This window comes from Photobacterium sp. DNB22_13_2, from assembly GCF_052873915.1.
On the sequence record NZ_JBNNXU010000012.1, the window covers coordinates 48,277 to 70,527 of the forward strand.

24 protein-coding genes are annotated in these 22,251 nt (G+C 42.4%); 10 read left to right on the forward strand and 14 right to left on the reverse strand.

From position 1 onward, the window contains the following. Positions 1 to 360 precede the first annotated feature (360 nt). From ACVA58_RS17180 to ACVA58_RS17195, 4 genes are all read right to left on the reverse strand, one after another. Positions 361 to 1,311 (reverse strand): YeiH family protein, encoded by a 951-nt coding sequence (locus ACVA58_RS17180; RefSeq protein WP_446511597.1) that lies wholly within the window; start codon positions 1,309 to 1,311, stop codon positions 361 to 363. Positions 1,312 to 1,482: 171 nt separating this feature from the next. Continuing rightward, complete coding sequence (locus tag ACVA58_RS17185) at positions 1,483 to 1,803, reverse strand: YdbL family protein (protein WP_446511598.1); 321 nt, start codon at positions 1,801 to 1,803, stop codon at positions 1,483 to 1,485. Between the two features lie 18 nt (positions 1,804 to 1,821). Then, the gene (locus tag ACVA58_RS17190) at positions 1,822 to 2,037 is read right to left on the reverse strand and encodes a YnbE family lipoprotein (protein ID WP_373689531.1); all 216 of its coding nucleotides are present in this window, start codon (positions 2,035 to 2,037) and stop codon (positions 1,822 to 1,824) included. 104 nt (positions 2,038 to 2,141) lie between these two features. Next, positions 2,142 to 5,468: an intermembrane phospholipid transport protein YdbH family protein gene (locus ACVA58_RS17195; RefSeq protein WP_446511599.1), complete on the reverse strand. Its 3,327-nt coding sequence runs from the start codon at positions 5,466 to 5,468 to the stop codon at positions 2,142 to 2,144. 392 nt (positions 5,469 to 5,860) lie between these two features. On the opposite strand from ACVA58_RS17195, the gene ACVA58_RS17200 reads away from it, so the two are divergent. Further along, complete coding sequence (locus ACVA58_RS17200; RefSeq protein ID WP_446511600.1) at positions 5,861 to 7,138, forward strand: NRAMP family divalent metal transporter; 1,278 nt, start codon at positions 5,861 to 5,863, stop codon at positions 7,136 to 7,138. 192 nt (positions 7,139 to 7,330) lie between these two features. Here the strand turns inward: ACVA58_RS17200 and ACVA58_RS17205 are convergent, their stop codons facing one another. Continuing rightward, positions 7,331 to 7,687, reverse strand: a complete 357-nt coding sequence (locus ACVA58_RS17205; protein ID WP_446511601.1) for a hypothetical protein — start codon at positions 7,685 to 7,687, stop codon at positions 7,331 to 7,333. A 310-nt stretch (positions 7,688 to 7,997) separates the two neighbouring features. Then, positions 7,998 to 8,714 (reverse strand): DUF4344 domain-containing metallopeptidase, encoded by a 717-nt coding sequence (locus ACVA58_RS17210; protein WP_446511602.1) that lies wholly within the window; start codon positions 8,712 to 8,714, stop codon positions 7,998 to 8,000. Between the two features lie 401 nt (positions 8,715 to 9,115). Between ACVA58_RS17210 and ACVA58_RS17215 the strand changes: the two genes are divergently transcribed. Further along, positions 9,116 to 10,012, forward strand: coding sequence for a LysR family transcriptional regulator (locus ACVA58_RS17215; protein ID WP_446511603.1), 897 nt, complete (start codon positions 9,116 to 9,118; stop codon positions 10,010 to 10,012). A gap of 119 nt (positions 10,013 to 10,131) precedes the next feature. Here ACVA58_RS17215 and ACVA58_RS17220 read toward each other — a convergent pair whose 3' ends face one another. Continuing rightward, entirely contained in the window at positions 10,132 to 12,825 is a 2,694-nt protein-coding gene (locus ACVA58_RS17220) for a bifunctional acetate--CoA ligase family protein/GNAT family N-acetyltransferase (protein WP_446511604.1), read from the reverse strand. 161 nt (positions 12,826 to 12,986) lie between these two features. Then, a complete protein-coding gene (locus tag ACVA58_RS17225; protein WP_446511605.1) occupies positions 12,987 to 13,496 on the reverse strand; it encodes a DUF2301 domain-containing membrane protein in 510 nt (169 codons plus the stop codon). Positions 13,497 to 13,651: 155 nt separating this feature from the next. Between ACVA58_RS17225 and ACVA58_RS17230 the strand changes: the two genes are divergently transcribed. The 4 genes from ACVA58_RS17230 to ACVA58_RS17245 all read left to right on the forward strand — a co-directional run bounded on the left by ACVA58_RS17230 (position 13,652) and on the right by ACVA58_RS17245 (position 16,353). Then, positions 13,652 to 14,176, forward strand: a complete 525-nt coding sequence (locus ACVA58_RS17230) for an SPOR domain-containing protein (protein ID WP_446511606.1) — start codon at positions 13,652 to 13,654, stop codon at positions 14,174 to 14,176. Between the two features lie 247 nt (positions 14,177 to 14,423). Then, a complete protein-coding gene (locus ACVA58_RS17235) occupies positions 14,424 to 15,416 on the forward strand; it encodes a D-alanine--D-alanine ligase (RefSeq protein WP_446511607.1) in 993 nt (330 codons plus the stop codon). Between the two features lie 135 nt (positions 15,417 to 15,551). Continuing rightward, positions 15,552 to 15,725 (forward strand): YhfG family protein, encoded by a 174-nt coding sequence (locus ACVA58_RS17240; RefSeq protein WP_446511608.1) that lies wholly within the window; start codon positions 15,552 to 15,554, stop codon positions 15,723 to 15,725. Further along, positions 15,715 to 16,353, forward strand: a complete 639-nt coding sequence (locus ACVA58_RS17245; RefSeq protein ID WP_446511609.1) for a putative adenosine monophosphate-protein transferase Fic — start codon at positions 15,715 to 15,717, stop codon at positions 16,351 to 16,353. The genes ACVA58_RS17240 and ACVA58_RS17245 overlap by 11 nt, the downstream gene beginning before the upstream one ends. An 82-nt stretch (positions 16,354 to 16,435) precedes the next feature. On the opposite strand, the gene ACVA58_RS17250 is transcribed toward ACVA58_RS17245, so the two are convergent. Then, positions 16,436 to 17,407 (reverse strand): tyrosine-type recombinase/integrase, encoded by a 972-nt coding sequence (locus ACVA58_RS17250; protein WP_446511610.1) that lies wholly within the window; start codon positions 17,405 to 17,407, stop codon positions 16,436 to 16,438. Positions 17,408 to 17,576: 169 nt separating this feature from the next. Between ACVA58_RS17250 and ACVA58_RS17255 the strand changes: the two genes are divergently transcribed. Further along, on the forward strand, positions 17,577 to 17,957 hold the full coding sequence (locus ACVA58_RS17255) for a DUF3319 domain-containing protein (RefSeq protein WP_446511611.1): 381 nt from the start codon (positions 17,577 to 17,579) through the stop codon (positions 17,955 to 17,957). Positions 17,958 to 18,027: 70 nt separating this feature from the next. Here the strand turns inward: ACVA58_RS17255 and ACVA58_RS17260 are convergent, their stop codons facing one another. Then, positions 18,028 to 18,519, reverse strand: a complete 492-nt coding sequence (locus ACVA58_RS17260; RefSeq protein ID WP_446511714.1) for an ATP-dependent zinc protease family protein — start codon at positions 18,517 to 18,519, stop codon at positions 18,028 to 18,030. A gap of 113 nt (positions 18,520 to 18,632) precedes the next feature. Further along, positions 18,633 to 19,238 (reverse strand): HAD family hydrolase, encoded by a 606-nt coding sequence (locus ACVA58_RS17265; RefSeq protein WP_446511612.1) that lies wholly within the window; start codon positions 19,236 to 19,238, stop codon positions 18,633 to 18,635. Between the two features lie 117 nt (positions 19,239 to 19,355). Between ACVA58_RS17265 and yciH the strand changes: the two genes are divergently transcribed. The 3 genes from yciH (at position 19,356) to ACVA58_RS17280 (ending at position 20,726) form a co-directional block, all read left to right on the forward strand. Further along, positions 19,356 to 19,679 (forward strand): stress response translation initiation inhibitor YciH, encoded by a 324-nt coding sequence (gene yciH, locus ACVA58_RS17270; RefSeq protein ID WP_446511613.1) that lies wholly within the window; start codon positions 19,356 to 19,358, stop codon positions 19,677 to 19,679. Between the two features lie 368 nt (positions 19,680 to 20,047). Further along, positions 20,048 to 20,200, forward strand: a complete 153-nt coding sequence (locus tag ACVA58_RS17275) for a hypothetical protein (RefSeq protein WP_446511614.1) — start codon at positions 20,048 to 20,050, stop codon at positions 20,198 to 20,200. Between the two features lie 172 nt (positions 20,201 to 20,372). After that, the gene (locus tag ACVA58_RS17280; protein WP_446511615.1) at positions 20,373 to 20,726 is read left to right on the forward strand and encodes a phage protein; all 354 of its coding nucleotides are present in this window, start codon (positions 20,373 to 20,375) and stop codon (positions 20,724 to 20,726) included. A gap of 47 nt (positions 20,727 to 20,773) precedes the next feature. Here ACVA58_RS17280 and ACVA58_RS17285 read toward each other — a convergent pair whose 3' ends face one another. The 3 genes from ACVA58_RS17285 to ACVA58_RS17295 form a co-directional block, all read right to left on the reverse strand. After that, positions 20,774 to 21,715 carry a trypsin-like peptidase domain-containing protein gene (locus tag ACVA58_RS17285; RefSeq protein WP_446511616.1) on the reverse strand — a complete coding sequence of 314 codons (942 nt, stop codon included), beginning with the start codon at positions 21,713 to 21,715 and terminating at the stop codon, positions 20,774 to 20,776. A gap of 95 nt (positions 21,716 to 21,810) precedes the next feature. Further along, positions 21,811 to 21,999: a hypothetical protein gene (locus ACVA58_RS17290; protein ID WP_446511617.1), complete on the reverse strand. Its 189-nt coding sequence runs from the start codon at positions 21,997 to 21,999 to the stop codon at positions 21,811 to 21,813. 9 nt (positions 22,000 to 22,008) lie between these two features. Further along, the gene (locus ACVA58_RS17295; protein WP_446511618.1) at positions 22,009 to 22,224 is read right to left on the reverse strand and encodes a hypothetical protein; all 216 of its coding nucleotides are present in this window, start codon (positions 22,222 to 22,224) and stop codon (positions 22,009 to 22,011) included. Between the last annotated feature and the right edge of the window lie 27 nt (positions 22,225 to 22,251).

The following is a 22,251-nucleotide window of genomic DNA, read 5'->3' on the forward strand; positions in this document are numbered from 1 at the left end:
ATGAATGTTTGTTTGGATAGGGATTGTGAGTTGCATTCTGATCGCCTCATCGTTTACCTCAGGGCTGATGAGTGCTGTTTTAGACTTCGCCGCATTCATCATCATTTTGTGTCTTGGAGTTAGGCGGATAAATCAAAAGAGTCAACGAAATATCCCAAGAGAGAGTCAGATGAAGGGCGCAAAGAATAGTGCTGAATTTAATGAGGAATTGAATCATATTAACAAAAAGTCTGATCGAATAGACATTACACCATAACGAAAGCTAAAAAACCGGTAAACCACAACGAAAAATGATGATGTTGGGGTTCAGCCGGTTTTTTAGATGTAGACCCTTTCTGTCAGTATTAGCAGGTAAGTGGCTTAGCTAAAAAATTGAATGTAAGCAAACGAACTTCCGCCGATACATACCCAAAGTAACACGCCCAGCAATAGTGGTTGGATACCCGCAGCGCGCAGTTTTTGGATTGTGATGCCAGAACCAATCAAAAATAGGCACACCACCAATAGACGCTTAGAGAGTGAAAAAACCGCACTGTAGAAAGGCTGAAAGTCAGGTAGCAAGTAAGCCACTACAATCGCTAGACAGTAAAAAAGAATAAAAAATGGTACACCAATTTTTTTACTGTTGCCCTTGAACATCAAGGCACTGAGAAACGCGATTGGAATAATCCACAGTGCACGGGCAAGCTTCAATGTTGTGGCTGTTTTTAATGCTTCATCGCCATACGCACCAGCAGCACCAACAACCGATGAAGTATCATGTATTGCAATTGCGGCCCAAGTACCAAACGCATGTTGGCTCATCTCGAAGAAATGACCGATCACCGGGAAAATAAACAGCGCAATAGCATTGAGGACAAACACGGTAGCCAAAGCCAACGATGTTTGGTCATCTTTCGCATTAATGGCTGGTGCAACAGCCGCAATCGCGCTTCCTCCACAAATCGCAGTACCTGAAGCAATTAGGTGGCCGGTCTTCTGCTCAATGCGCAGCAATTTAGTTAATACGTAACCCAGGATAAGCGTACAGAAGATAGATGCCACGATAAGCCCGAAACCTTGTTTACTGGCTTCAATAGCTTGGTCGAGTTGGATACCAAAGCCTAAACCAATAATGGAGTAAGAAAGGAGCTTTTTGGTCAAGGCGGTTAGATTGAACTGGGTAGGGACGATTCCGAAAGTGGCAAGAGTAAAACCAAGAACTAAGGCGATCGGCGAGCTAACAACAGGCAACAGGCACAGAAGTGCTGCCGCGATGAAAATGCCGTTTTTTGGGGTCAATTTACTGAAATCAGGTTGAACTGCAGACATTGCTTTTACATATGAATCAAACGTGGCAGGAGTATATGTCTAAAGTGATATAAGGATAATTATAATCTTTTTATGCCGGGGTTAAGGAATGCTTAACCAACAGTTTAGTGGTATTGAATAGACAGCATAGAGGTTAGGCTCGAATTCAACTGCGAAGTGCGACCCCGGCTGCTATTTTTGGACCCACTTACCTGAAGAGTCTTGGTAATAGTTGCCTGAAGAGGTTTTCTCTATCGCTTTTTTATGTGCGATATGACCAACTTCTTTAACCGTTAATCCATGGGATACAGAAATTTTTTTGAATGTGTTGGTTCGCCGTTTATTGACTTTGGTAACTAAGCTTCTGACTTCTTGCGATGGGCGAGCAGTTATAGGAGAAATGAGCCCAGTATTTGCTTCACCCACAAGCCCCTGGTCCTTGGCCTGCTGTAGGTTGAGAGCAAATGCACTAAAAGCGATGAACGATAGAAGGAAGAGCAATACTCTTGTCATGGCATACTCCCTGCCGCTTTAAAAGACGTCATCATCATTAAACAGCTCATCGATTTCCTTATCAACTTTAATACGAATCTCGTGCTCTATTTTGACATTCAGATTAACTTCTATCGGTTTCTCTGAAGCGGTAACCTGTACCGTCGGAGTGCAACCTGATAGTGCAGTCAGAGACATTACCGAAAACAGGGTGATAAAAAATGGTATATAAAACAGCTTAAGTTGGATATCCATTGGTTACAACCTTTTGTGGACCTCATACCTAACACTGCACGCTAGCAGCATAGAATCGATAGGCGCGTCCAGCCATGTGATTTGTTAAATTCAAGCGCAAAAAGCTACTTATCCACACCAATCTGCTTTAAGAACATATTTTCCAGCTTTGTTGAATTAATCATATTCAGTGTTTTTATCAAAGCCGGTATGTTTTCTTCTAAACTAAGGTTCAGATTAATTGGGCGTCCAGATAAAACATCAGGGTTTCGCCCTTTAAAATGTGATCTGGCACTCAGTTGTCCTTCTTTAGAATAGTCTAGATTAACAATCAGTGAGTGGTAGTTATAATTTTTGAGAATTTTACTAACAACAAGCAAGCTACTTTCTCCAGCAGCCTCGACATTCTGATCAATGGTGGATCCTTCCTTGTATTTTAGGATCCCGCCAGGGTAACGAGCATGGAGTTTCCCCGCCTGAATAACCGGCGCTTCATCTTCCAACCCAAAAGGCAAAATTCCATCCACAACTCCCGTCATCTCGATATCTTTAGCTTCTATGGCCTCAATGAGTCTGGATAGTTTCAAACCATGGACACGAATAGGAGCCGGAGAGATATCAGAAAGGGAGGTACTGGTCACATTGTGTAGGCTGATGTCTCCCCCTAATACGTAAGCTTTAGCTCTATGCAGTTTGTAAAACGGTTGCTGGGTATCAAACTCAAGCAAGGCATACAGGTTTTCAAGCAAGATCCCGGTGTGTAAGTAACTGACATGTAAGCTGATAGGCTGACGCGAGCGCATTCCTTTATTGGACATATCGATAGCAAATGACACGTTGAGGTCTGCATAGTGAATATTATGGATATACCCGCTTAAATTTTTTGTATATAACCCAAGTTGACCTGACCATTGATTGTCTTTTACCGTGAGTTTTGCGTCAAAGCCCAATGAACCAGCAGTGATATCATGATCTATAGGCAGCTTAGGGAGATAATATTTTTTAAGCGATTGCTCGCTAGAAAAAGGAATATCATTACGGTGTAACTCAATATTTGCTTGCTTAAGAGGAAGTAAGTAATCGATGGTGTAAACGAATAATTTAGTATGGCGCTTGTTTAAAATACTGCCTTTGAATCTGGACCGGTTGGGGTCGATATCAAGTACACCTTCTGTCATTAATCCAGGCAGGCGCTGGTTATTTTGACTCAGGGATAGATGGATCTTATAACCGGCATTAACCTCAAAGAGGATGGGGTTTTTCGGCGGCAATTCTATATTAAATGCTAAGTCAGACAAGACGGAAGTGAGCTGTCCGTTATAGCGCTGTACCGGCAATTGACCAGTATTTTTTGTCTGGCGGATTGCAGCTATTTTAGCGTCAGATGTTTCTTCTGGAATAATCAATTTTAAAGCGTCAAGGTTATTGGCTTTAATGGTAATAGGGTGCTTGTCATCGGTCGAAATGGATAGTCTGGTGATTTTGTCTTGCCTGAATTCTTGGGCAAGGTTTATTTGTTTAGCTTCAATGATTACGTTATCAGCATCAGCTTCAATCCACACTCCAGTATGTTTATAGACCATTTTTTCTATGTTGAGCTGGGTATCGACTAACGTCAATTCAACACGATCGTCTGTCCATTCACCGACCACTGTTGATGTTATTTTGCTATTTGAAATGGCGAGCTCTGGTACTGGAAATAATTGTGGAATGAGCGCATTGATAACACTTGCCGCATGGCACTGTAATACACCATCACTTCTGAGAAAAGGTATCAGGCATTGAAGCTTCGAGAAAGTGAATTGCATGTCATAGCCGAGTTTATGGTTGTAAAACCGAAGCTCCTCAGTGTGCTTATCCAACCCCACAGCAATATTGCCATCTCGATAATTAGCGTTAAAGGTCAGCACACCATCGGTGTTGAGTTCTAGCAGTGCAAGGGAAGGTATGGACATATTTGGTCCACTAGGACTAAGTACGGCGTGTTGGAAAGCAAAGCGGTTGAGTTCAACACTAACGTTTTCCGGTAAAGCGACTTCGATGGCATAGCTGGCATGTTCAACATCGCGGAAATGAAAGGGGTCATTAGCACTAGTACTTGAAGATGCGTCATCCTTAAATGACAATGATGTTTGCTTAGCCGAGATAATGATCGGTTTGGTGAGTTCAGCACTTGGGATATCGTAAAGCTTGAGTCTATCGGTGAGATCACGTGTCCGGTTAAATTTAGCCTCGCAGTGGAATTCTTTGGGTAAAGGACTAATAAAATTCACATCGGCTTTGCAGTCAAGTTTATTGCCTTTGGGTCCGATGACTGTGCCTTTAAAATCGGCATCCTCAATAGAGCGGTGCTTGATCAGAACATTGATGTCATAGGGCTCTTCAGGGCCAAGCGCTTTGCCTTTCAAATGCAGTTTTGCTTGTTTGTCAGGCCTGTTATCGCGAACACGTGGGGTATCCAGTACCAACTTTGCATTTATGATCAGGTTGCCATAGGTAAAATGACTCACTTTTAAATGCTTTATGGGCAACAGGGCTAAATTGGCTATCGCGTGGCCAAGGTGCAGGCCTTCATGAGTGTCATCGGGCTTTTCTAAAAATTCAGGTAGCTCTACCGGTTGGGCAAAGCGCAACTCTTCTGCCAGCAATCGCATACTAGTTGTTGGTTGGTTAAGATCAACGGTCAGAGCGATGTCATTACCTTGCTGCTGAAAATCGTCAAGTAACGTTTGCCATTGTGGAGTTAGGTTGTCTATATGTACGGCTAACGGTGTGTTGTCTTGTTGCCAGCTGAGCGAAAAATGCCCTTTGTTGAACGTAATGGGATAGATATTTTGCCCGATATCCTGTGGCAGAAAAATGTTTAGCTCAGCAGCATCAATAATACCGGTTAAGGTAATGAAAGGATCTGTGGTCAGAACTAGCTGCAAATCATTAACCTGTTGTGGGATCTGTGTTCCTACGATGTTTTCCACCGTAACTGAAGCCTGATCGCTATGCGCGCTAAAAACATACGGGGCTGATAAATCTGTTAAGTTAAATGTTATGTCGTTGAATGTAATCTCATTAACCGAGACCCCATGGGGTTTAATCGCATTCTGTATACTAGGGGCCAAACGAACCACTGTATGAGGTGACAGTAGGCGCCATGATGAGGTAGAAATGGCACTTTGGTCATTTGAGAAGTGCTCTAGGGACAAATCCCTGATAGTGATAGCTGTTTTGTTCACTGAAATTGAGAGTTCGTCAATTTGGATACGCTTGCCGATATGAATACCAGAGATTGCATTGATTTCGATTCCCTTTGACGCTAACCAAGGGGGGATGAACACAGCGAGTACAACGATGGAGAAGACGACAAAGAACAAGCCATAGATAAACACGCGCACATACCGATAGCGGGTCGGCTTTGATGGCGAAGCATTGTTATTTTTGCCTACAGCGTCATTCATATAGCAATTAATATTCTAACTTACACAAATGTTTTATGACTTTTATAAGCATAAACGCTGTGTTGGAAACTGTGATAAATATTGTATAAATCAAACACTTCTAGCTTAATTAATTTGTGGTTTATTCTACTGCGTGTCACCTTTTTTATCCTGCTTAGGATAAAATTTTGTCATTCTTTGAAGTTGCTGAATTATTGTGATTTTTTTATTGTTTTTTTGTGAGAGTTTGCCTGATATCAAGAAAGTTTCGAGGTGTAATTTTGATGTATAAATCTAGTTTTTGGCTTTAATTCAGATTAATTGTCTTATTGCTTGTTTTGGGAAGGTTGATTGTTTGTGACAAAACTGAGACAAAGTGAGGCCAAATAAAAGAAAATCATCAGGATGTGATTATGTCAGAAACCTCTCCAATACAGCCGTCTCCTTCCGGATCAATCCCACTGAGCAAATTGATTCGCTCACTTGGTCCTGGTGTAATGATGGCAACGGCCGCCGTTGGTGGCTCACACTTAGTCGCGTCAACCAAGGCGGGGGCAATATATGGTTGGCAGCTTGCCGCTTTGATTCTGCTGGTAAACATTTTGAAATATCCTTTTTTTAGAGCCGGCGTGCAATACACCATGGGGACAGGGAATAGCTTAGTGCAGGGCTATGATGGTATGGGCAGAGGATACCTATGGGTCTTTACCGGATTAAGCTTAATCTCAGGCGTGGTAAACACGGCTGCATTATTGCTCTTTAGCGCTAGTCTATTGGGGTACTTCTTACCGTTCAGTCTTTCATTACCAGTCCTATCTGGCATTGTCGTCACTGCCTGCTTGGCGATATTGATAGCTGGTCATTATAAGGCGTTAGATGGCCTTTCTAAGATTATTATGTCTGTGCTGGTTATCGCGACATTATCGGCAGTTGTCATTGCTGCGGGTAAAGGAAGTGTGGCACCTGCTGATTTCGAAGCGCCATCAGCTTGGTCTATCGCCTCTATTGGTTTTATTGTGGTGATGATGGGGTGGATGCCTGCACCGATTGAAATTTCGTGTCTAACATCATTGTGGCTTAAGAGCCAGTGTAAAGAGCAGAAAGTTTCGCCACAGTCCGCACTGTTTGACTTCAATGTGGGATATATCGGAACAGCGATCCTTGCGATTGTTTTCCTTTCCTTGGGAGCATTGGTATTGCATGGCAACGGTACTGAATTGAAAGCGTCGGGGATTGGCTTTTCACATCAATTAGTAAGTATGTATGCGTCAACCATTGGTGAGTGGTCACGCTACCTTATTGCTGTTGTGGCTTTCTTTGCCATATTTGGTAGTACTATCACGGTGATTGATGGCTATGCTCGTTCGTTGGCTGAAGCCCAGTCATTATTGCAGTCAAAGCCTGTTGGCCAACGTGCTTTACACCATGGTTGGATGTTGTTTATTGCCATATCAGCAATGGGGATCATTCTGTTCTTTAGTTCAGCGCTAATGCCAATGCTTGATTTTGCGATGGTATTGGCCTTTATGACCACACCTATCTTTGCCTTGCTGAACTATCAATTAGTCTCACAAGCCGACTTACCCGTGGCATTACAATGGTCTAAAAAAATGAAGCTACTATCGTGGGTTGGTCTAACGTATCTGTTTGGGTTCTTGGCTGTATTTATCTGGTGGAAGTGGTTAATGTAAAAAAGAGCCGGATACAGACAGGACGTAGGTATCCGGCAGATTCCATCTTGGTGTGGGCTGTTATCTTCCGTGAGCTCTCATGCTGAAAGCTACACAACCCTCGTTATAGTTATTAAAATTCCTCTGACTAAGCCAGTATTCGGTATTAAGGGTTAATTAAATGATTTCATGCGGTTTGGATACAGTATTCAATTAGTCAGCCAGTATGGGATCAATTATGGCTTCATCTTTCTGCTTTGAGTGCGTACCTAACCGCTTTTTTGGAACGGTTAACTCAGCATTAATCTGTTCTATCCCTTCTATAAGTGCATTATGCACAACGTCAGTTTGTCCAGCTTCTAGGGCATGTAGTGCTCGGAATAATGTTCTTTGTAGTTCAGCGACTTGTTTATTGGCATGGTCAAGTTCGATAGAGCCAAGAGAGATAAGATCGTTGACTTGTTTGGCTGAGCCCGAAGAAGAGACAGACAGCTGATTAGAGATAATTTGCGAGGTACATAGCTTTAAATAAGAGAGGGTTTGGCTTAGGGACTGAGCGTTTTTGTCCATCCGAGAACTCCTTGAAATTTCATTATGCCACAGGGCTCAAAGGCAATAATGACGTCCGTTATTGATAAGTATTAGAATAAGAAAAATGGTTGTATAGTTGTTGTGTTTTCTTTAAATACAATTTAGGGCAGTGTGAGGAAAAAGAAATTGGCATAGATCAAATTGAGCGTAAACAAGGCGTTGAATAGATGTGGTTTTAGTCGCTTTTATGACTAACTTATCACATTGGTGTGAAATTTTGCGGGGGATATACAAAACATTTTGAATGATTATTCTGTAGCGTGAATAGGGTGTGTTATGACATATCAATCTATTTGAAATAACTTTGCCAGCTTGCTGTCACTCGTTCAAACTCTTCGATACAAATATCTTCTCGCTCAGTTTTGACGTCAGAATCGAGGTCCTGAAATAGGGTTTTGTGTTTATCAGGATCACTGCCGTACACTAAACACAAGCTATAAAAGTAACGTTGAATATCGAGGCTATGTTCATCAATGAAATCAAGATCATCAAAGATCTCGATTTGTTGATCTTCAATGGCAAAAAGCGTTGCTGCATGTATTGCTTGGGTATCGCCATCTTCGACATAATTGAGCATGAGGATATTTGCGAAGCTATCTGCCGCATCTTCTTCTTTACCCAGAATGGGAATATCATTCAGTGCAATATATGCGTGCCCGAGCTCATGGAGCAAGGTATGTAACAGCGCACCTTCACTCGCTTCGAAAGCATACAATGTGTTGGGTTCGTTTGATTTGGCATTATCGTTGCTGTCAGCAACATCGGTAGAAAAGTTCTCAATCATCTCACGCCAAAAGCTATATGGGATTTCTATTTGGTTGGACTCGGGGTCGTAAAGTGGACCATCTAGTGTGCCGAAGACAATGTGTACTGGAGTTGGAAAATCAATAACTGACTGGGAGAGTGATTGTATCGTTTTAATAGACTGTGTTTTCTTTATCTCGAGAATAGCTTGATTATCAAGTTCGCTCACACTAGGGATAAAAGTGCTTCGGATGTTGGACATCTCGCTGCTATACCCGTATCCAGAGACAAAGCAGGTGGCGAATACAAGGCTTGTGCGAATAATACGGCGAGTCTGTTTGAAAGGCAGAAACGCTTTGCCGTTATACCGTATTCTACCGCTATTTCGGTTTAAAAGACGTTTTAGATGGAAAGCGGGTATACGAAATAAGACGCTGAATATCATGAATGTATCCTAATCAATGATCTACTATCGATAAGTATGGCCTATCGCGAGGGCTTCAAGGGTGATCTTGCTACGATAAAGTCAAAATCGCGTTGTAAATAATAAGGAAATTGACGGATTTAGACAAAAATTGATAGTGACGATGAATCACATAAATGTGTATGCTAGCTGCTATATCAACAAGGCTATTACAAAGGCCAATATAACAAGGAGAGAGGGTGAACAAGCTATTGTCTTTTGAAGCTTTGATGGTTCTCGATGCTATTGAGCGGCGAGGTAGTTTTGCAGCAGCATCGGAAGAGTTAGGCAGGGCGCCTTCATCTTTGAGTTACCAAGTTCAAAAGCTTGAACAAGACTTGGACTTAGTGATTTTTGATCGTTCTGGCCATAAAGCGGTGTTTACCAAAGCAGGGTATCTTCTACTTGAAAGAGGTCGACTGCTACTAACCGCTGCTGATGAAATGATTGCTGATGCCAGTGCATTGGCCCATGGCTGGGAGCTTGATATTACGATTGCTTACGATGGCTTGGTTAAAGTGGATGTCTTTTTTCCGCTGGTGGAAGGACTTGCTCAGCAGAGTAAAACACGGGTGCGCTTCCAGGAAGAAATATTGGCTGGTTGTTGGGAAGCATTGGCGCAAGATCGTGCTGATATTCTTATCGCTCCAGCGCCAACTGTTGCACCACCGGAAGTCAAAATTCAAACATTAGGAACATTAGATACTATTTGGGTTGCACACCCTGATCATCCTATTCACAAGCATAAATACCCACTTGATCCGGTCATTCGCAAACAATACCGAGGCATAGCCGTAGCCGATACGGCACGCAATTTACCGCCTATTACTTATAACATTCTTGATGATCAGCCATTACTGACCGTGGGTTCAATGCATGACAAGTTAAATGCGTTGAAAGCTGGATTAGGTATTGCAACCATGTCTTACAGTTATGCGAAAGAAGCCATTGAAAGTGGGGAACTGGTGGTTATTGGTGACGATCCCGTTAATGAACTTGAGTTGGTGATTGCTTGGAACCGCAGCCGAATGGGGAAAGCAAAATCATGGTGTATTCAGCATATAACATCGATTTGGAAAAAACAGGCTAGCAATTAACAAGGCTCATCAGCTTAGTGCAAAAATTGACGATGAAGATTGTGATGTTGTCATTGTTCTAAAAGAATAAGAGGTAGCAGTATAGTCATGCTGCTACCTTTCCGTAACTCGGTTTGTTATTACTGCTTAAGAGGCAGTAACATTTCGACAACACCATCTTCCATTTGAATATCGATTTCAAACCCGACTTTTTGAGCAAGCATGATCATGCCTCGGTTAGAAGGCATGGTCATACCGGTAATACGCTGCAGTCCTGCTTCTCGGCAATACCGAATGATCTTATTCATTAAGATACTGCCTAGCCCAACACCTTTAAGATCAGATCGCACAAGAATGGCAAATTCGGCTTCGATATTTTCAGGGTCGGATAGAGCACGAGTAACCCCAATAATAGTTTCTTCAATCTCTCCTTGGCCATTTGTGGTCTCTTGTATCGCGACAAAGGCCATTTCACGGTCGTAATCTATCTGGGTAAAGTTTGCTAGCGCTTCGTGATTGAATTCTCCCACGTCAGAGAAAAAACGTTTATAAAGATCTTCAACAGAGACTTTGGCTATAAATTCTGCATGCTGAGGTTCATCTTCGGGCAAGATAGGACGAAGCAATATCCGCTCACCAGTCTTTAAGGCGACGTTTTCCTCAAGCTCTTTCGGATATGGACGAATAGCCAGACGTTCTTGGCGGTTGCCTTTGAAATGACAAAGTGTCATCGAAGCATCAATTACCGTCATTTCATTGCCTGCGGCAAGTAACGGATGGATATCGAATGATTCAATTTCTGGGCAATCGATAATCAATTGAGACGTTTTTACCAACAGGCGGCATAGCGCAGGGATATCTATTTTCTCCGGCAAGTTACGCTGGGTAATTTTCCCTGTTTTGATCGCATTGATGACCATATAACGTGCTAGCGCCATATTTAATGGCGGGATGCCTACAGCGGCATTTTTATGAATGTCCCAATCTCCCATATCCTCTCCCAACAAGATGACAGGACCAAAGACATCATCGTTGTGTACGGATAACCTAAGTTCCTGAGCGCCGGCACGTTTTGCCATTCTCTGGACCAAAAGACCATCGATTCTTGCATGAGGATAATCCAATGACACACGATCAAGGATCGCTTGCGCGCCATTAGCCACTTCTTCCGCCGTACGTAAATAAAGCAGAACACCATGAATCTCTGATTTATGGGGAATATCAGGCGAGCGTAATTTCACAGCAACGGGATAGCCTATTTGGTTGGCGATATGTGCGGCTTCAGCAGGATCACCAGCAATCCAGGTTGGTAGAGTATTAAAGCCATAGGATTCGAGCACCGGCCTAACGTCGTGAGTTTCTAATTGGGCGACGCCTTGTGCTAAAAGGTGGTTTACAACGTCATGTACGTGTTTTGGGTTGGCCTTGGTCTCACCAAATGATACAGGTGTCTCCATTAGCTGCTTTTGATTTCGTCGGTACTCGACCAAATGCATGAAAGCAGACACTGCACTTTCTGGTGTTCGGTATGCGGGATAGCCGGCTTCTGTGAAAATTTTTCGAGAAAAGACAGCCTCATCTTCACCTGCCCAATTGGTCAGAATATTGAATTTTCGGGTTCGGGGATGAGCATTAAGCACTTCAACCAAACGGCGAGCGGTCTCGTTACCCGTAGCAATAGCGGAAGGAGAGTGCATGATCAACAATGCATCAAAGTCGTCACTATCGAGTAGGATTTTGACCGCTTCTTCGTAGCGACTGATATCGGCATCGCCAATGATGTCTATTGGGTTTGCCTTAGGCCAGCATGACGGCAAAATAGCTGAAAGCTTGCTGGTGGTCTCTTCACTTAATTGAGCAAGCCTACCGCCACGATCTGCTAACGCGTCGACAGCCATGATTGCCGGCCCACCACCATTGGTCAAAATAGCCAACCGTTCTCCACGCAATGGGACTGAGTGGGCGAGTGTTTCAACAGCGGCGAACAGTTCGTGAGTATTGTTTACCCTTAACATACCTGAGCGACGAATGGCGGCGTCATAAACAGCATCCAGCCCAGCGGGTGATCCAGTATGCAAGAATGCTGCTGTGCTGCCTGCCGGTGTTCTGCCGCTTTTTACCACGAGGATCCGCCTGTTACGTGCAGCGGCTCGAGCTGCAGACATAAATCGTCGTGCATCTTTCACTGAATCAATATAAAGCAGTATGGCTTCGGTTTTACTGTCGCGGCATAAGTTATCAAGTAACTCGGCGAAATTGATATCGCAGGCATCACCAAGGGAAAGAAATGTTGAAAACCCAACATTTTTATTCTTGGCCCAATCCAAAATGGTGGTGCATACCGCTGCAGATTGAGAAATGAAGGCTATATTACCTTTGTTGGCGGCTATTGGAGAAAAGGATGCGTTAAGATTAATCCATGGCAAAATCAGCCCCATGCTGTTAGGCCCGACCAAACGCATACCGACCTGTCGGGCAACATCGAACATTCGTTGCTCTTCTGTTTTACCTTCTTTCACAATAGTGGACATACCCGCAGCCAACACAATGGCAACTTTTACACCTTTATCACCTAACTGGCGAATAATGTCGACATTACGATGGGCGTTGGTGCAAACAATGGCTAAATCTGGAATACGAGGGAGACTTTCAATGGTTGGGTAGGCGAGAACGCCAGCTACTGCATCATACTTAGGTGTAACTGGCATGATGGGGCCATGAAAAGAACCAGATAAAAGGTTACGTATAACCACATTACCAGCTCGGTTTGGGTTATCCGAGGCACCGATCACGGCAATTGACTTAGGTTTTAACAGTTTGTCTAATCCGTCCATATCACACTCTCTCGCAATGCTTTCAACTGAGTTTAACGAAAGCAACAGCGAGTTTCTGACTAAAGTGTAGGAGCTGTGATCAATGCCTAATATCAATGAATTAGGTGAGGAAGTGAAGGTGGCAGGTCCTTTGCCACAAAATGAAATGTCGAATAGCGGATTTAGATTTGGTACTTGGACTTATCGCCGATATCGTAATGCATTGGCATACGCCATTTTGAAAACGCGGCAACGGCAAGCAAAATGGCGCCTGTCATACTGAATGCGATACTAATTTGTGCCTGGTCGAACACTAAACAAAACCAATATCCAGCCAACGCCAAAGGGGTGAGCAATAAAGGTTTTAATTGAAAGCAGAAATACTCTTTAATGGCTAGGGCACTGAATGAAAATAACGCTGCGCCGAGGGCCAGAGGTGCCCAAAGACCTATCAACAACCAAACAACAGCGAATAGCGCACTTCCAAGAATCAACCAACGGAAGCGTTTGTCGTAAATATGTACCGTAGTCGTGGCAAGAATGGCGGCAATGACAAGTGCCGTTGTACCCACATCAACTTCCCATGCGAGAATAGACATTATACCGGCAGCGGCCGTAAGAGCTGAGCGATATAGGATCACTGTTAATTTATCCAGATTATCCAGGTCGCTCTTAATGTGAGGATCGGCCATGTTGAACTCCAATAAAACGAAAGAATGCAGAAGTATTTTACCTCTAATTCCTGTGATGCAGGGCATATAGTTTTTGATCTAACGTAAACTTAGGCTTGAATGGTTGAAATTCCGACGGCAGAATGTGACTAGATTTTTTGTTTGGCAGAGAAATAATGAAAAAACTAGCCATATTGGCCGTAGTTACGGCAATGTCTGGGTGCGCTTCAGATTCTGAAAATACTGAGATTATTACTTCATCTCAAGAAGAAATATATCTTCAGGAGAAAGTTGAGCCAGAGACTTTGGCTAAATTGGAAGAGGATGCTATTTCCAACAGCGAGAGTGCTGATCAAGCAACAGCGACAGACGTCATAAAGAAAGCAGCTGAAGAGGATAAAGCTTCAGAGCTACAACTGTCTAAGGCAGGTTACTCAATACAGGTTTTGGCGCTAAGTCATAACAAAGGCTTTGTGACTTACATGAATAAGCTACCGTCGGATCAACCTGTATGGACCAACACGAAGCAACTTAATGGTGTGCCTTGGTATACTTTGTTATATGGAAATTTTGACACTAAAGAACAAGCGCGTGAGGCTCTTGAGGCATTACCAAGAGATGTTAAAGAGTTCGGGCCTTTCATTCGTGATATGGATGAAGTTAAAACCTCTCCCTCACCGAAGTTAACACGTTTGAACTAACGATAAACCAATCAGGACAGCCTTAGCAACCGTAGTTGGTCTGTTGTCAAAACCCACAATCATACATGATGAGGTTGTGGGTTTTGTGCTTATTGCAAACCAATATCACTCATTGTGAGCTAACCTTAGCTCGAATGACTGCTTATTGTTAAATTATCGAAAGAAATAGCCATAAAGAGAGATATGAGGTGCAATAGTCACCTTTTTTTTATTACTATTAAGGAAGAACTTTAGACAAGGGATGATAATGAGCTCAATCCACGTTTTATTACTCTGTGGCGGTGGAAGCGCCGAACACGAAGTCTCTCTAGTATCTGCAAATTATATTGAACAGCAGCTCAAGCAGATTGACGACATTACCTATACCCGATTAGAAATGAACACTGATGGCTGGTTTAATCAACAAGGCCAACTTTGCCATCTAACCCTAGATCGCACGTTGCATCAGGGTGAAGAACAACAGAATGTTGATTATGTCATTCCGTGTGTTCACGGCTTCCCTGGCGAAACCGGTGACCTACAGTCATTTCTAGATATGGCCAAATTACCGTATCTAGGTTGTGGCGCTGAAGCGAGCACCAATTGTTTTAATAAAATTACGACTAAGCTATGGTTTGATGCGCTAGGTATCCCTAATACGCCCTATGTTTTCCTGAGTGAAAACTGTGATGAATCGCATCTTCAGGCGGCAGACGCTTTTGATAAGTGGGGAAAGGTATTTGTAAAAGCAGCTAGCCAAGGCTCATCGGTAGGGTGTTACCGTGTCACTAAAAAAGAAGCCCTGGCTGAAGCAGTGAATGCTGCTTTTGGTTACTCTGAGCAAGTGCTGATTGAAAAAGCCATTAAGCCACGTGAATTAGAAATTTCTTCATATGAATATAATGGTGAGCTAATTATTACCAAGCCAGGCGAAGTGTCTTGTCCTGACGATCAGTTCTATACCTATGAAGAGAAGTACAGTGCTGACAGCCATTCAACGACTTCAGTTGAAGCGATCAACCTGACGGAAGCACAAGTCGAAGACATTCGTGAATATGCCCGCAAAGCTTTTGTACATATGAAGCTTAAAGATTTGTCACGAATTGACTTCTTCTTGGGTGAAGATGGCGAAATTCTTCTAAACGAAATCAATACCTTCCCAGGTATGACGCCGATTTCCATGTTTCCTAAGATGCTTGAGAATCATGGTCATACATTCAAAGGCTTCTTAGAACAAGCAATAATGAATGCTGTGAAGTAATTTAAAGGCCGGGTTTTCCCGGCTTTTTTATACCTGTAGTATACCCAACCTGCTTGAAGTCACTTGAGTAAAAATGGCTATACTTCAGATAGAGCACGCCAGCAAAGATAACAATTATGAGGCGACATATACTTAATGTTAACGGATGATCAAAAGAGGCAGCGCTTTAAGCAGTTGCAGGGAAAGAACTATCGAGCCAGTTTACGACTAGAAGGTATCCATCTAGAGGCTGATGAGAGTGATAAAAACGATAGCGTACTGGCTGAAATTGAACATATTAAAAAGCTGAAAGGACAATATGCCAGATAAATACGGGGTTGATAAAGACCCAGATTGCTATCCAAACAGCACAGTTCTGATCAACTTGCTCAATATCCATGATGAGGATGAATTAGAAGCGGCTGAGCGAGATTTCACTCGAGTACGAGCTAGTCATTTTGAGCCTGACTTCAATAACTTCACTTTCGATTACCTTAAACAAATCCACCAAATTCTCTTTCAAGATCTCTATCCATGGGCTGGGTTACAGCGTACGGTTGATATCACCAAGGGGGAAACCCGCTTTTGTCATTGGGAAAACATTGAACGTGAATCTAAAAAACTATTAACCGAGTTAGCTAACCAAGATCACCTATGTAATTTGACGCTTAATGACTTCATAGAAAAAATTGCCTTCTTTTATTGTGAGTTGAATGTTATCCACCCGTTTAGAGAAGGCAATGGCCGAGTACAGCGCATATTTTTTGAAATCCTTGCTATTAATGCTGGGTATGAAATCTGCTGGGAGGGGATCAGTTTGAAGGAGTGGGTAGAAGCCAACCAAGCAGGTTATTTTGGCAATATGGAGCCGTTACACTCATTATTTGAACGGGTCACAACCCCGATCAATTTAGCGGCGGATTATAGTGAACATTGGACTGATGAACCTAAGCGGTAGTAACTTGTTAGCCATATCTAATGCACTATAATTTTATTCAATGTGAACTAAATATACTCTTACCATCATTCATATTAAATATCTATTTTTCCCAGGGCTTAGGTTTAATAAACTTATTAACTTCTTTCTCATGTCGATCAGTTTGTCCAACATACTGAGCTGGCATAGCGGGGCTTTTCCAGCGGCCTTGTTCTTGAATATCGATTATGGACATACCGGCATCGGACAAATCTTTTGCTGCACCGACACGTGGAGACTGCCCTGAAAATAGAGAAGTGTCACCTAAACCTAATTCATCACTGGCTCGGCGGAAAATACGATATATCGAAGAGTGATCTAACGGCTTATCACCGATATTGCTATGTCGGTCGATACGCCTGAACACAAAACCATCCGTAATCATGCCAATAACGAGCCAGCGTTGTAAGGCTTTAGACGCGATAGAGCTCAATGAAATAGTTGTCGAACCGACCTCCAAATCTATCAAACCCGAGCTATGTATGTATAAATTATCCACATACAGCGCAGCAAGTTCACTACGTTTCAGCATCGCTTCAAACATCACTGCCCATATAGCCAAATCTCTGATATCTTTAGGCTTTGTTGATAGTTCGAAACTATCTAACAGCTGTTGAAGATGCTCATCACGGAAAGGAGCTGCATTCTGGTAATCGTCGTGTTTGTCCAGTTGTTGCTTTTTCATGGCAAGTCGAATCTCTGCTTTAGCACAGGGGTCACTTAAATTATGACAGCGATGAATAAGTGATATGGTTACAATGTAACGCTTTAGGCTAGCTAATTTTCGGCTTTTCGCCATTTGCTCAATATAGCGATGCACGGTATCCGGCTTTGCTGGCAGCGAAGGGATGTGCTCAGAACTACAAAAAACTAAAAAGTTATTCCAGTCATTTTTGAAAGAGATCAGCGTATTTGAGGCATATTGACTATGAGTCAATTCATCAAGTAATGCTGTTGATTCCTGGTGGTGACGGAAACGTTGAATACTGGACAAGCAATCAGCTTCATTTTGAATCGGCGGAATCTCTTTAGCCATGACATAACTCCTAGTGCACTATAATTTACTATCTCTAACATTCTAATATAGAATTCGACGCACTTCATATATAATTGCACAAATGTAACACTAATGAGCCTAATAAGCAGACAATTAAAGATTTTGATGCTTATATTTAAGAATACTGATGATAATCATAAGGCTCATTATGGCTCAACCAAACGAGGCAGAAATGAAAAAAAGACTGTTCCACAGAGGCCACAATATTGAAAATGCCTCAGGAGCACCGGATGGCTGGAAAACATCCATCAATGGAAACACCATTATCAGTAAACTTACGCTAGTAAAGAAAAGTATTGATTGGTGGTATGACATGCAGACGTTTATGCCACCCGAAAAATTTATTGTTGCGAGTTCAACTGAGAAAGCGAGTCAAAAAGTCGAGGACTACAAGGGGTTCAAGTTAATCAATGATAACGGAGAGCCAAATGGTTGGTATGTGATTCTTGGAACGAAGCTATTAAAAGGATCGCCGACTGCAATTAAAAAGCACTTAGACCTCGTGATAACTAAAATGCAGCAAAAATAATATTCCTATAGTCGCTAAAAAAACGCCCAGAGTAGGGCGTTTTCATTATTTTCGAGCTAATTCATAGTAACTAGTCATTTTCATCGAGCTTTTCGACATCAACTAGGTAATCACCTTCAAGCCAGTTACGCCCAATCAACAGTTTGTATTCAAGCTTACTTCTGTCACGAAGGTTAACTGCGACTGTTTTATGCTCACCGTTCCAACCTAAATCCATTTCTACTGAATAACGACGCTCAACGCCTTGGGCATTACGGATTTTACTCACTTTAACAATTTTACCTTTGTATTGGGCTTCTTCGCCGTTTTCATTGACGGAGGTGAACTCAACGGTATGACCCAGATGATCGCGCATATTATCACTGTCACTTTCATCACCAATGACTTTGATATCTTTAGCATGTATCGAGGTCGTTGCGGCGCCGGTATCAATACGAGCAAGATAATCCATTTCTAAGTCATAGACTTTAATCGTCTCGACCTGACCTACAATCGATTTCGAATCGTCACTTTTTGATTCAGCCATGGCAAGATTGGAACCAATAACAGAGAAGAACAACATTGCTGGGATAAAAAGTTTTTTCACGAAAACTCCTGACTATTAGGTACAAACTAAGGGCAATATGCCATTTATCAGATGAACGTTATATGAATCTCATCTTGTTATGAAAAATTCTAGTTAATTTTTAGCAAATTACGAATATCTGAACAGCTTTCACCAGGTGATTTAAAGAGGAAGACCTCAAATCCCAGGGCTTTTGCTGCATCTATATTTTTGGGCTGGTCATCAATAAAGAGTGATTCTGTTGGCACGATATCAAAACGCTGACAAAGTAATTCAAAAATTTCGGCTTCAGGTTTAATGGTTAGCTCTTTACCCGAAACTAATCCACCGTCAAACAGCTGATACAAACCATGGTGCTCATTCAATTTTTCAAAAAAAGCGCTGCTCATGTTAGTCAGAAAGTAAGCTGAGTAGTTGAGGCTAAGAACTTGATTGACTAAATCGTAAGTGTCATCAATGAGCTGTAGATTACTTTGGATATGTTCGAAAAAGTCTTCCATCCTGGACTCGGGTAGATTGACTCGGGCGGCACAGCGAGGAATCGCTTCAGCCATTAGCATTGTACCACGATCCAGCGACACCCAGTCTGGATGTTGAAGTACATGTTCGAGCAATAGGGTTTGCTCATCCTTAGAATCTGTAAAGGTAGACACGATCTTTGCAGGATTCCATTCAAATAAAACTGCGCCAAAATCAAAAATTACATTTTTAATCATATCTGTTTCCGTTACAGTACCTAATATTGATATTATTGTGGTTCAGGTGATAAGCAAATGAGAAATCACAAGATATTACCTAGTTCACAGTTCCAACAAATTTAACGAGATAATCCCATGAACGACAACAGCCGCTTGGTATTTTCAACAGAAACAGGCCGGATCAAAGAAGACAAGCCAACTCAACAACGTCCAACTGGCGATGGCATTGTTCGTATTCAGCGTCAAACAAAAGGCCGTAAAGGTAAAGGTGTTTGCATTGTTACGGGCCTAGACCTTGAAGATGCACAACTGAAGTTGCTTGCTGCTGAGCTAAAAAAAGTATGCGGCTGTGGTGGCTCGATTAAAGATGGCAACATCGAAATCCAAGGCGATAAGCGTGACGTTCTCAAAGCCGCGCTTGAGAAAAAAGGCCACACAGTGAAACTGGCTGGCGGTTAATAGGATTACCAAGCCAACTAACAACCAAAAGCCCTGAGCATTTTGCTTGGGGCTTTTTATTAGATAATTTTCACGATAGCAAACTGACACACGCATCTTGCGCAAGGCATTTTGCTTATCTGCAAATTATCTACTTTATGGTAAATAAGCATTACTGTTAAATAGCACGAAGTGACACTGTAATTGAAGAGAGGAATAAAAGAACATGGTAAAGAGTAGGTTAGAATGGAAATACGACAAGTAAGAGATACAGATAGCCACACATCTTATTTAACATAATATACATAATACGTACTGAGGTGTCTTTTTTTAACATTCGATTAGGACGTTTGTGTCAGCTTCGAAACTTCACTTTAAGGAGTCTCAAAATGCTTTGGAAACAGTTAATTAAATCGAACCCTGCTGCTTTTTATCCTGTCCATCTTTGGTTAACGTCCTATGCCCACAAACGTTCGGTTTCGTCCGGTTGGCGTTGTTGGCTAGGTTTTATCGGCGTGCTCTATCAACCAGCGTTTGATTAATCGGAAATAACTTTTATAAACGATAAATTTTGCGAGGCACATCATGCTACATGAATCCTTCGTCAAGCTGTTCTGGCGTCACTTCGACAACATCGCTGAGGCTTCCGCGTGGTTTCACGTCCGGCCAATCACCGTCAAACGATGGCTCACGGGAAAAATTGACGTTAACCCGATGGCCGAAAAACTCCTGCTTATCCGTGCCCGTGGCTATCTGCCCGATGATACCCGCTGGCAAGGTTTCCGGGTTGATGAAGATCGCTGCATCATCATTACCCCCGAGGGTCGCCAATTCAGTCCCAAAGAATTGGACTCTTGGGCCATTCGTTATGATCGCTACCATGCGTTAAGCCGAATGTATGAACTGGACTATGTACCCGTGCGAACCAACGTGGTTACGCCATTGCCGTTCCGTGGTGGCCGACGTTTGAAGCAACCTCGGGAAGAAACGATCACCAAAGACAAAAAGAAAGCCTACCGTAGAGCGAAGGAAAAAGCGGATGCCAAGAAACAAGCATCCGCTCCCTAGCCTTTGTTCAGGCGTAAAAAAGCCCGCGATTGCGGGCTTAGTATTCTTTATGCTTCATTCAAACAAACCAACGGTACAGAGAATTGCTTACTTTTCTCGGCTATTTTTGAAGGCGCTAGCGACTTTTTATCTGAAGTCGTTTTATAGTCAATGCTTGATTCATTTAGGAAAATCGTAAACATCGATGACTTGATTGATTCTTTCTTAACGCCATCGGTAACCAAACCAATAACTGCGCCATTCTCGGCAATTACCGGTCCACCAACGTTACCTTGATCAACTGCATTCGTTGTTTTCATGATCCTGACATCATTTTTGCTGCCTGATGCCGAGCTAATGATACCATCTGTGATTTTACCTTGGTACGTTGGCGTTTTAGAATTCACTACATCTGAAAGAACATAGCCATAGGTATATGCACGATCACCTTGAATGGTCTGTTTATTCAGGCTAATTGTGGCGTAAGATTTATTTGGTGTTAATGCTTTAAGTACAGCAATATTATTTCTTTTATCTACACGGACAACTGTTGTTTCGAGCAATTGGCCTGAACGCTCATAATTGATTTTCGCACAATCATCAATCATGTCACTTGTCGTTAAGATATTGACACTGTTTACAAAAAATCCAGATCCTTTTTTGTAAGTGTTTGCCCTATAAACGGTTCCCTGAGAAACAATATTAAAATTGTTGACTGTCGATGATTCTGATTGTGTAGAGACAGAACGCCCATTGACTTCTGTCACACTACAATTATTACCACCTGAATCAATACAGGTTTTCTTCGCTAGTTCTATTGCCTCAGATGTTGTTGGAGATCCCCAAGCTGCGCCAGCAACATTGTTGGTTCCAATCGCAAACGCTTTATTATTTGGCTTAGCTCTGTATTGATTATAAAGGTTATCCGCGCTGTTTCCCGTGGTTTGGCATCCTGCCATTAGGGCAACTGACATTGCAACAATGCCATACTTGAATGATTTATTTTTCATTATTGTCCACATGTATATATGAGAGTAACACTATAAAACTCTATGCATTTCAAATTTATAATATCATGTTTAATAACGATAAAATGTGGCTGTTATCAATTTACATCTGTTTTATCATTGAGCCACTCAAGCTTGAGAATACGTTTCTCATGCTGCGCTAACATTTTCTTAAGCTCACCCAATACGGATTCATGCGCCTTAACAGACCGAAACAGCAAATAACAGATGATCATCGTCGGGGGCGTCACCCCCAACTCACTGAACAATTTGATCAGCTCTCCCACACAAGCCCCCTAGCCTTTTTCCCGGCGAACCGTGTCGAACAGGCCGATAAACATGGCGGCAATCATTGGAATTGTGCCGCCTAATTGCGCACCAGACTCACCGATAGTCACGGTAACGAGATCACTGTTGCCTGTTAGTAAACCTACGGCAGCACTGCCAAGTAACATCAAGCCAGTCTTGGTGCTTGTCTCTTCAAGGTTAATCACCCGTTTCAAATCAATCATAACCATCCTTTTTTACGTAGAAATTTG

Excerpts from the sequence above, each read along its gene's own strand:
- ACVA58_RS17180 (WP_446511597.1), bottom strand. The coding sequence starts at position 1,311 with ATGTCTGCAGTTCAACCTGATTTCAGTAAATTGACCCCAAAAAACGGC.
- ACVA58_RS17185 (WP_446511598.1), bottom strand. The coding sequence starts at position 1,803 with ATGACAAGAGTATTGCTCTTCCTTCTATCGTTCATCGCTTTTAGTGCA.
- ACVA58_RS17190 (WP_373689531.1), bottom strand. The coding sequence starts at position 2,037 with ATGGATATCCAACTTAAGCTGTTTTATATACCATTTTTTATCACCCTG.
- ACVA58_RS17195 (WP_446511599.1), bottom strand. The coding sequence starts at position 5,468 with ATGAATGACGCTGTAGGCAAAAATAACAATGCTTCGCCATCAAAGCCG.
- ACVA58_RS17200 (WP_446511600.1), top strand. The coding sequence starts at position 5,861 with ATGTCAGAAACCTCTCCAATACAGCCGTCTCCTTCCGGATCAATCCCA.
- ACVA58_RS17205 (WP_446511601.1), bottom strand. The coding sequence starts at position 7,687 with ATGGACAAAAACGCTCAGTCCCTAAGCCAAACCCTCTCTTATTTAAAG.
- ACVA58_RS17210 (WP_446511602.1), bottom strand. The coding sequence starts at position 8,714 with ATGTCCAACATCCGAAGCACTTTTATCCCTAGTGTGAGCGAACTTGAT.
- ACVA58_RS17220 (WP_446511604.1), bottom strand. The coding sequence starts at position 12,825 with ATGGACGGATTAGACAAACTGTTAAAACCTAAGTCAATTGCCGTGATC.
- ACVA58_RS17225 (WP_446511605.1), bottom strand. The coding sequence starts at position 13,496 with ATGGCCGATCCTCACATTAAGAGCGACCTGGATAATCTGGATAAATTA.
- ACVA58_RS17230 (WP_446511606.1), top strand. The coding sequence starts at position 13,652 with ATGAAAAAACTAGCCATATTGGCCGTAGTTACGGCAATGTCTGGGTGC.
- ACVA58_RS17235 (WP_446511607.1), top strand. The coding sequence starts at position 14,424 with ATGAGCTCAATCCACGTTTTATTACTCTGTGGCGGTGGAAGCGCCGAA.
- ACVA58_RS17240 (WP_446511608.1), top strand. The coding sequence starts at position 15,552 with ATGTTAACGGATGATCAAAAGAGGCAGCGCTTTAAGCAGTTGCAGGGA.
- ACVA58_RS17245 (WP_446511609.1), top strand. The coding sequence starts at position 15,715 with ATGCCAGATAAATACGGGGTTGATAAAGACCCAGATTGCTATCCAAAC.
- ACVA58_RS17250 (WP_446511610.1), bottom strand. The coding sequence starts at position 17,407 with ATGGCTAAAGAGATTCCGCCGATTCAAAATGAAGCTGATTGCTTGTCC.
- ACVA58_RS17255 (WP_446511611.1), top strand. The coding sequence starts at position 17,577 with ATGGCTCAACCAAACGAGGCAGAAATGAAAAAAAGACTGTTCCACAGA.
- ACVA58_RS17260 (WP_446511714.1), bottom strand. The coding sequence starts at position 18,519 with ATGTTGTTCTTCTCTGTTATTGGTTCCAATCTTGCCATGGCTGAATCA.
- ACVA58_RS17265 (WP_446511612.1), bottom strand. The coding sequence starts at position 19,238 with ATGATTAAAAATGTAATTTTTGATTTTGGCGCAGTTTTATTTGAATGG.
- yciH (WP_446511613.1), top strand. The coding sequence starts at position 19,356 with ATGAACGACAACAGCCGCTTGGTATTTTCAACAGAAACAGGCCGGATC.
- ACVA58_RS17275 (WP_446511614.1), top strand. The coding sequence starts at position 20,048 with ATGCTTTGGAAACAGTTAATTAAATCGAACCCTGCTGCTTTTTATCCT.
- ACVA58_RS17280 (WP_446511615.1), top strand. The coding sequence starts at position 20,373 with ATGGCCGAAAAACTCCTGCTTATCCGTGCCCGTGGCTATCTGCCCGAT.
- ACVA58_RS17285 (WP_446511616.1), bottom strand. The coding sequence starts at position 21,715 with ATGAAAAATAAATCATTCAAGTATGGCATTGTTGCAATGTCAGTTGCC.
- ACVA58_RS17295 (WP_446511618.1), bottom strand. The coding sequence starts at position 22,224 with ATGATTGATTTGAAACGGGTGATTAACCTTGAAGAGACAAGCACCAAG.